Raw genomic sequence first — 9566 nt, 5'->3', positions numbered from 1 at the left:
CGCACTGCCTTACGTAACTATTCAAGTTAAAAATATCCTTGGGAAACTTATTTTAAGCACCATTAGTGATGAGAAAGGAGAATTTCTTTTAGAAGGATTGCCTGAAGAAAATGTCATATTGGAATTTAGCCTAATAGGTTATAAAACCTTAAGTCGAAACGTTGAGCTAAGTCCTTCAGCCTATAAACTGGATATTGGAAATATTAGCCTTATGCAAGATACAACCGTTCTAAAAGAAGTTTCGATCACTGCAGAAAAAAGTATGATTAGTTTAAAACTGGATAAAAAGGTCTTTGAGGTTGGAAAAGACATCTTATCTCAAAGCGGTTCAGTTAACGATATATTAAACAGCGTACCATCTGTAGCGATAAATCCTGAAGGCGCAGTAAGGCTAAGAGGCAATAGCAATGTGATGGTTTTAATTAATGGTCGGCGTTCGGGATTAACGCAAAGCAATTTACTCGATCAGATCCCTGCCGGTCTAATTGATAAGATTGAGGTTATTTCCAATCCCTCTTCCCGTTACGATGCCGGAGGATCTGCCGGAATCATTAACATCATCCTTAAAAAGAATAAAATTGGTGGGCTAAATGGCCAGCTAAAGGTGGTAGGAGGGCTTCCTAATGATAACCGTATAAATCCCAGTTTGAATTATAAGTCAGATAAAATTAACCTGTTCTCTACGCTGGGCATCCGTTTATCGGATTATAAAGGTTTTTACAGCAGTAATCAAAGCGTGTTGGATAATGAACAGCAGCGTTTCTTAACTCAAACACAGGATGAAGACCGACATGATGACGGTAAATTGATATATCTCGGTGCTGACTATCTCATTAATGCACACAATACAATGACTGCAGCCTACTTTAAAAATGCGACTAAAGATCATGACAAAACCTGGTTCGATTATCAATATAGTAGCAGTACTCTGGATAGCAACTTAATCAGAAATGGTGAATCCCGAGAGAAAAGAGATTACAATCAATTAGAATTTAACTATACGCGCACATTCGAAAATGCACAAAAAAAATATACACTTGATATGCAATATGATTTTTGGAATAGCGACAAAACATGGGCGTTGACCACTKAGAAACACTTTCCACATCCCGAAACTTTGCCGGGTATCAGGACCAGTTCTATTGGCAGTAGTAAGGATTTCTTACTTCAAAGCGATTTAGAACAACCACTAACCGAAAAATCGATGCTTGAACTGGGGCTAAAACTCGAGAACAGAAAAGTAACAAGTGATTTTTATGCAGAACAACAACAAGGAGATCAATGGGTTATTTATTACAATATCAACAATAAACTTCAGTACAATGAACTGATTAGCAGTGCCTATGCTCAATTCAGCAATAAAGGTAAGAGGTTTTCTTATATGTTGGGTTTGCGTTCAGAACTTACCAAAATTAGTATTGAAGATCGACTAGGTGACTACCAAAATAAAAAAAATTACATCCGCATATTTCCTACGCTTAACCTGAGCTATCAGCTCAATGAAGAAACGACGACACAGTTTAGCTATAGCAAAAGAATTAATCGCCCATCATTATGGATGTTGTATCCATTTAATGAACTTACAGATCTTAACTCTCAATTTATTGGCAATCCTGCTCTAAACCCTTCGTATGCGGATGTGCTGGAACTTGGCTTATTGAAGCATTGGGGAGATTTAACCTTTAATCCTTCTGTCTACTACCAAAATAACTCTGATATTATCCAAATGTACACCTATCGGAACAACGATATATTTTATACTATTCCGGTTAATATTGACGGTGAGATCAGACAGGGGCTTGAGCTTTCTTTACTTTATAATCCATGGAAATGGTTACAGTTGAATGCCGAATTAAATGGTTATGAGTTCCAGCAAAAGGGGTTTTATCTGGGTCAGGATTTTGATTTTAATGGAAATGCCACAACAGGAAGGTTTAGCACTCAGGCAAAAATATCAACGATGATGAATTTACAGTTGCGTTACAATTATACAGGTGCAACAACCAATGCACAAACTAAAAAAACCGTAAGGACTCATTTTTTTTGACTTTTTCTTAGATTGCATCACAAAATTGTCGTGCATGAAAACTTTAACAAAAGAAGATCAGGAAGCTATAACACCAATAATGGCGCTAAATTTATTGGAAGAGGGAAATAAACGATTTGTTAATAACCTGAAAATCAACCGAAATCTTTTACAGCAAGCAAATGAAACCTCAGATGGTCAACATCCGTTCGCTATAATTTTAAGTTGCATATACAGTCGCACATCTGCGGAATTAATTTTTGAACAGGGTTTGGGTGATATTTTCAGTATCCGGATTGCAGGTAACATTATTAATGAGGACGTTTTAGGAAGCATGGAATTTGGCTGCAGGCTTGCAGGTGCAAAAATTATCGTTGTTCTGGGCCATACCAGGTGCGGAGCAATTAAAGGTGCCTGCGATCATGTGGAGATGGGCAACCTTACTTCTTTGCTCTCGAAAATCAGGCCTGCTGTGGATGATGAGCTGACCATAAAAGAGAACCGCAATTCTAACAACAGCGAATTTGTTGAAAAGGTAGCCGCTATAAATGTTAATAGGTCTGTTAAATCGATACTGGAGCGAAGTCCCATTCTCAAAGAAATGGTAGAAGGAGGTCAAATCGGAATCATCGGGGGCCTTCACGATATTACCACAGGAGTAGTTACATTTTATCCGGGAACGATAGATTTGGGTAAAAAGTGAAAAATAAATATAGATTTGTGAAATGATAAATGGCCGTTTTATGGATATAAGGTATATTAATACTACAGTAATATGTGCTGTTTTCATGTGTGTATTGCTATCATGTGGCGTTAAAAGAAGAGATGCAGATAAAAATGTTGCTCCTGCCGATGTTCAATTGGTAAACCCTGCATTACCTGGCGACAATCCGGATCCTTCAATTATAAGGATAGGCAAAGTTTATTATGCTACGTCAACTACTAATGAATGGGCACCTTATTTTACCATCTATAAATCGGTAGATTTGAAGAACTGGGTATTGGTTAACCATGTTTTCCCGGAGGGGTTCAAGGATATGAAGGATCAATGGGGAGAAAATAATTTCTGGGCTTCCGAACTGGCCTATGATGCAAAGCAGCATAGAATTTATGCCTATTATACTGCGCATAACAGGAAAGTCAAAGGAAACCCGGGCTTGCAGTGTGGTGTAGCCTGGATAGATGCCAATAAAATCGAAACGGGCAAATTCACAGACAATGGTCCTGTAATCATAGAAGATGATTGTGGAGCAATTGACGCTTTCGAATTTCAGGACAAGGGAAAAATTTATGCCTTCTGGAAAAATGACGGAAATGGTTGTGGGAAGGAAAGCTGGATTTGGGTGCAGGAAATCAATGAAAGCCGTACCAAATTGCTGGGTGAGAAAAGAAAAGTATACACAAACAGCCAACCTTGGGAGACCTCTCTGGTAGAAGGTGCTTGTTTTTTCAGAATGGGTGAGTACATCTATAGTTTATATGCGGTAGGAGGGTGTTGTGATGCTAAGTGTAATTATAAGACGGGAATTGCCCGGACAAAAGATCTAGCAGGAGGAAAATGGGAGAAGTATGATAAAAACCCTGTAATGGTTAGCAATGAACGATGGAACTGCCCTGGTCACGGCACTGTGGTTGAATCTGCAGACCACCGATTTTTTATGCTTTATCATGCGTTCAATAAAAACTATGATGTATTTGTAGGCAGAGAAGGTATACTTGAAGAATTAAAAACGGGGCCGGATGGCTGGCCGGTTCTTCATAATGCGACCATTCCAAATCGACCAAAAGCAGAACTGGATTTTTATGACGATTTTAAAAAGGACAATAAACTGAACCTAGCCTGGCAATGGCCATCGAAATTGCCAAAGCCGGATGTGAACTTCAATAAGGGGCTTCATCTGGTATCTACGAACCAGAATCATGAGTTGGGAACATTTTTAGGGCAATATATTAAAACCGTGAATTTCAGCATTAGCACGAAAGTGACGCTTACGGAGGCACAAAGTGGGGTCTGTTTCGCAGGAGCCATTTTCAAAAGTAAGTGGCCAGGTGAGTTAGGAGGAATTGGAATAACAGCTGCTGAAGATGGTATAACAGTATATAATAATCTTGAGGGAAAATACCTTGTACTCAAACAAGTCAAAGAGCAATCTCATGGATTAATTGAATTGAAAATGCAGATCAGCGGAGGTGGAAAACTAATAGATTTCTTTTATAAAAAGCCTCAGTTGGAATGGGTGAAATTCCACACTGCAACATTTGATGCGCCAAAATATGCACCATGGGGAATGGGGTATAGGGCTGGTATTGTAGCTAAAGGTTCAGGTCAGAAAGCGTTTTTCAATTCTTTCGAATTGAAAAATAATTAAAGGGTAATGCCATTTATGGGCCCTTTAACTCTACAACGATCTTTTGTCCTTTGTTTTTAAGGAGTTCGACAGGAAACTTAAATTCCACTCTTTTCAGATTCTCTACTTTCATATCATAGTCTAATGGGGGAGGATTTTCGGAAACCACCATGATCAAGACGCCCTCAGGTTGCTTGATCATAACTTTTAGGTTTTTTCCTTTTTGCTTTAGCAGAACTCCACCTTCTATGATTTCGGCATCTGCCTGGGTCATCATCGCCCAGGTTACGCTTTTTGTCTGTTCAGAAAGCTCCAGTATATCAGTGATTTCAAGGCTTTGGTCTCCCGTCCGTTTAAAATCTCTTTTAGCGCTTTTTAGCTGTCCCTTAAATACCGCAGAAAGGTCAAAACCTGCCTGAGGACGGTTACCTTTTTCTTTATAGTAGCTTAATGGTGCAAAACCCTTGGCCAAGTGCAGTTCATCATTGACCGTCAGCGTACTGTGCCCGAAATTGTTCTTGCTCAGCAGGGTCCAGCGCTTGCTTTGCTGGTTGCTGTCCCATAAGCCATTAACACCTATAGCTTGCTCCAGCTMAAAGTAATTCTGCATCCCCAGATCTACAGACCACCTGACGCCATATAGGTCAAATACAAAAGAACCAGCATCCATGTTGCCATGGTTTAAATTTGCTGCACCGCCTTTGGCCCCAAGAAAATACCCATTGGGATCAGTTTTTCCACCACCAAATACAACAATTGGGTTGATTCCATCACCTTTGTAATTTGCAGGTAATTGATTCACCATAGATTTTTTATGTTTTGCCAGCCAGGCCAGAACCATCCCATTAAATTTGGAACTGTTATAACCGCTGGTATCTGACCTTGCTAGGGCTCCTAGAAATTTTTCCTTATTAAAATAGACATCATTGTTTGTCCTATTTGCAAACCACAACAGCAATTCCTGGTTTTCCAGACCATCATCTCCACTGCTGCCAGAATCAAAATAATTGAAATAAAGCCCACTTGAACCCACCAGTTTCTTCACAAAAAGCGCACTATTGACAAATCCGGATGTGTTGGAAATACCAAAATCCGTTCCAAAAGCGCTTTCAAGTACATTGATAGTGATTAATGTATAACTGGTTCCATAGGACCAGTAAGATGCCCCTTCAGGATAGGCCCCGTCTGGCCCGTATGCCCTCAGTGCTCTTGGAATGTTCTGGATCATTCGGGAAATCAATTGTGCGGCTAAAGCAGGATCCTGATCTGCAATCATTACAGCCGCCGAAGTAATACCGCCATGACATACCTGGTTCCAATTGTTGTCCACTTTTACCCATCCGTTGAATTTTTCATTCAAACTGGGCTCTATGGCTTTGCTGATCAGGGCATCCTTTACCAGTCGTATAGTAGATTCCGGTAGGTCGCCCAGAGTCCAATCCAGCCCAATAGAAACCCCATAGGCCATTTCTCCAACATCCAGAAAATGGCTAGGGTTCCAATCTGAAAAATTGCAAACATTTAGCAATTCGGTATTTACCCGATCCAAGAACCGCTTTTCTTTTGATATGGCATAAACTGCAGCGAGTGTGCCGATTCGTGCAATTGCTTGCCTGGATACTCCAAGCAATCTCCTCCCTTCCAGCTTTCTTTCCAGAACTGCGACATCCAGCAGAGCAACTGCATTTTTATAAAGATATCCATAATAAGCTTTTGCAGTTTCATCCTTTTTTACGACCTTTTTGATCTGCGCTAAACTTTCAGCAGTCAGGATCAGTTTCGGACCGTTATTTCGGAGGTTTTGTTTTACCCATGTTACTGTTACGTCCCTGGTTTCGCTAACAGGTTTTTGAGCGACACTTGCCAATGAAATGCTCAGGGTTAGAAGAAGAAGTGCGAGGATCGATTTCATGTTCCAAATTACATTTTTCTGTTGACAATCGCACTCAATTACCGGAAGTTGGTATTCTCAAGGTCAATATAATCTAAATCCCCAATGACCCTTTTATAAATAAAGCTGACCTTCCATCACAATCGCAGAGGAGCCGCTAACCCATATGCCATCATTAGCTACATTTACGCTGATTGTAGATGGATGTTCTATATATTTTCCTTGCAGGATCTTATAGTCCCTGTTTTTTTTAATGTATCCAAGCGTTTCAAGATAGCCGGCCAGTGGTCCTGCAGCTGTTCCTGTGGCGGGATCTTCGTCGATTCCAATGCCTGGATTAAAAAACCTTGTCTCTGCGAGATAATTGTTTTCAATACCATTTACAGTAAATAAATAACAACCTTCAAAATCAAATTTTTCAGATAAGCCTTTCAATATGGGTTTATTGGAAACAGCATTTTTAAGTGTTCCCAGATCTTTTACAGGAACCATTAAATGAGGAACTTCTGTTTGTACAATATTGATGTCCCAACCATTCAAATCAAAGTCGGTAGTCTTTAAACCCAGGGCCTCGGTTAAGAGGTTGACTGGTACTTTGTTGATTATTTTAGAAGGGCGCTGTTTCATTGCAACATAAGGTAGTCCTGATTCCTCAGTGACTTTTAAAGGAATAGGGGTATCCTTTATCAATACCCAGGGTCTCCCTTGTTGATTTTTAAAGATATCCCATTTTTTTAATAATGCCAAACAGACGGCGCCCAAAAGGTTGTGTCCGGCGCCTGCTACCTCAAATTTTGCCGGGGTGAAAGACCGTACTTTGAAAACGCCTTCTTTCTCTGAATAGCTAACAAAAGAAGTTTCAGAATAGCCGAATTCCCTGGATATATCGTGGTACTGACTAAGGTTAAGCTCATCTTCTATATAAACAACTGACAGTTGGTTTCCCTTAAACCGCTGATCTGTAAAAACGTCCAGTACATAATAATCCAGTTTTTTCATATTTTTCATTGTTGATGATTAATAGCTCAAAACTAGAAATTACAGATCTTTTTTTGCTATCGGTTAACAATGGGTAACCGGTAACCTTGAGGTAACTAACAGGATTTCAGAATACGTCCAGATGCCATTTGCYATCTACGAATACTGAACTTCTTCAGGTGTATCGGGCAATCGGTTTCAACTCTTTAGCTATCGCCTCAATAAGTTTAGGATTTATATCCGTTTCATCCATTACATTCCATTGTCCGTTTTTTTCGACCATAACTAAAGAATCGTTTTCCGGAAAAATGATACGGAGTCCTTGCTCCCCGTTATAATCTTCAGGTGCTGTCCTGAGTCTAACGGGCGTGTGATCTGTGGGGTTGACTATAGTAAATTTCATGAGCCTCCTTTTAAATTAACTGTTTTAATGGTTTTCAGGATTTAAGTAATCCTAAATAGCAACAAAATAAAAAACAAGAAGTTTGCAGATAGCAAGTTTTTTTTTGTTATCCTGAATTCTTATTTGAATACAGGAATAGCAGTCTGTACTTTTTTCGATTGCGAGTTTGCCTGTGTTTTCTGATTGCATTTACCCAGGAGCGAATAAATTACAATAAATATGATTATGGTAGACAAACAGCCCCCACCTAACTTTTTAGCTCCCCAGCCAGCTATAATTGCTCTGAAAAATTTATTCATGTTTATATTTTAAGAGGTAAACAGTTTAAAAATTCAAATGGTTTTGATTTAATGGCCTAATTTTGAAATATAAATTGCTATTTACCGTAAGCCGAAGCCGGGGGAATATGCTCTGCATCAGAGAATGCCCTCAGGTAAGCGGTTTTATACTCGGCCATCCCCACAACTTTATTCAGGGCACTTAAACTATGATATAGCCCAATTAATGACCAGCCATTTCCAGGGTTTAGTTCCAGATCCATTTTGTAAACCTGTGCTGCATTGGCGGGATTCCCTTGCTTTAAAAGATAGGCTCCTAAAAATTGTCTTACAGGAATCGGCCAGTCCATTGGCTCAGCATAGATCATTTCGTCTTCTATTTTTATGGCCTCTTGGAGGGTGTTAATGCCAGCTGTATTCTTTCTCTGATCTAATAGAATCACAGCATTTAAAATATTCTCTGCAATCTGTGCGCCTTGCAGTGCTGTATTAAAGGGGATACGCCTMTTTTTTAAAACAGGATCAGTTATTTTACTGCGCAACTGAATAAGTTGCACTTTTGCCAAATCCGGTTTACCTGTATACACATATGCCAACCCTTTGGCAAAATTATCCAATATTCCGGCATATGTCCAACGGGCATCCGGCTGAACTGTATCCTTTAATATCTCATCCCACTTACCAAGTCTTACCAAGATAAACTTTGGCATCATGTACAAATATTGGGCATAGGTATCCTCATAAGTTGGCATAACACTTTTTCTGCACCTTATGGCATCCTGCATTCCTTTGGTGTACATTCCACCTGTTAACCCGCAAAAAGCCTGTACCGCAAAATAATGCGAGGAATGCTTGCTAAGGGAAAGATGCCTGGCCAGCGAATCATAACGCACAAGGCTTACATCTGCACTGTCATTGGCTTCTACACCTAATGCATACAAACCGTTTCTTTGATACACGTGGCTAGACATGTGAACCATGTGAGCCACGCCAGGAAAAAGATCTTTAAGCAGCCTTGCATTGTCCAAGGCACGATCAGGCTTACGAGAAGCTTCCGTTAAATGTATATAATAGTGTAAAGCAGCAGGATGTTGGGGATTTTCCTGTAATACGCTCTCGCATAAGCCCACTAATTCAGGCGTCCATTCTTTCGCAGATCCGTCGTTATTCCAGAAATCCCAGGGATGGCTCAACATAACCGCATCTATAAATAGCGTCTTGATGTCTGCATCCTGAGGATATATGGAAATAAGCGATTTCATACCTTGTGCATAGGCCATGTTCAGCTTCGTTTTTAGAGTATCGGCATCCGACAATGGATACCTGAGATTCATTACTTTCAGCAGATCGCGCTCTTTTGCTGATGCCTTATCTGCAGATTGGTTCATCAGCTTTAAAACTTCTGATATGTTTTTAGGAATGGTATAATTGTGGGCAGAATTATAGTAAGGACCCATTGCTAATGCTTGTCCCCAATAGGCCATAGCACTGTTAGGATCAAATCTGGCAGCTTCTTTAAAGGAAGCGAGGGCCTCCTTCATATGGTAACTATAATACATGGTTAATCCCTGATCAAAATAAACCTGAGCGCTGTCGCTAACCGTCGATATTTTATAAGAATAGTGCCCCCAGCCCGGCAGGT

Annotated in this window: 8 protein-coding genes; 3 read left to right on the top strand and 5 right to left on the bottom strand. The window is 39.9% G+C overall.

Annotated features, from left to right (window positions below):
• The 3 genes from AC1DG9_RS19880 to AC1DG9_RS19870 all read left to right on the top strand — a co-directional run.
• Positions 1-2047: TonB-dependent receptor (locus AC1DG9_RS19880; RefSeq protein WP_477635102.1), on the top strand; the 2047-nt coding region annotated here is incomplete at its 5' end.
• Between the two features lie 25 nt (positions 2048-2072).
• Positions 2073-2729: a carbonic anhydrase family protein gene (locus AC1DG9_RS19875; RefSeq protein WP_477635101.1), complete on the top strand. Its 657-nt coding sequence runs from the start codon at positions 2073-2075 to the stop codon at positions 2727-2729.
• Between the two features lie 40 nt (positions 2730-2769).
• Positions 2770-4395 carry a glycoside hydrolase family 43 protein gene (locus tag AC1DG9_RS19870; RefSeq protein ID WP_337716158.1) on the top strand — a complete coding sequence of 542 codons (1626 nt, stop codon included), beginning with the start codon at positions 2770-2772 and terminating at the stop codon, positions 4393-4395.
• 13 nt (positions 4396-4408) lie between these two features.
• Here AC1DG9_RS19870 and AC1DG9_RS19865 read toward each other — a convergent pair whose 3' ends face one another.
• The 5 genes from AC1DG9_RS19865 to AC1DG9_RS19845 all read right to left on the bottom strand — a co-directional run.
• Positions 4409-6286: a heparinase II/III domain-containing protein gene (locus AC1DG9_RS19865; protein WP_477635100.1), complete on the bottom strand. Its 1878-nt coding sequence runs from the start codon at positions 6284-6286 to the stop codon at positions 4409-4411.
• 93 nt (positions 6287-6379) lie between these two features.
• Positions 6380-7264 (bottom strand): PhzF family phenazine biosynthesis protein, encoded by an 885-nt coding sequence (locus AC1DG9_RS19860; RefSeq protein ID WP_477635099.1) that lies wholly within the window; start codon positions 7262-7264, stop codon positions 6380-6382.
• 154 nt (positions 7265-7418) lie between these two features.
• Entirely contained in the window at positions 7419-7646 is a 228-nt protein-coding gene (locus AC1DG9_RS19855) for a hypothetical protein (protein WP_172662837.1), read from the bottom strand.
• 119 nt (positions 7647-7765) lie between these two features.
• The gene (locus tag AC1DG9_RS19850) at positions 7766-7945 is read right to left on the bottom strand and encodes a hypothetical protein (RefSeq protein WP_172662838.1); all 180 of its coding nucleotides are present in this window, start codon (positions 7943-7945) and stop codon (positions 7766-7768) included.
• A 77-nt stretch (positions 7946-8022) separates the two neighbouring features.
• Positions 8023-9566 (bottom strand): hypothetical protein (locus AC1DG9_RS19845; protein WP_477635098.1); only part of this gene is annotated, 1544 nt, incomplete at its 5' end.

It is taken from the genome of Pedobacter sp. 05L430, from assembly GCF_056397585.1.
This window is presented reverse-complemented; position numbering and strand designations above follow the sequence as displayed.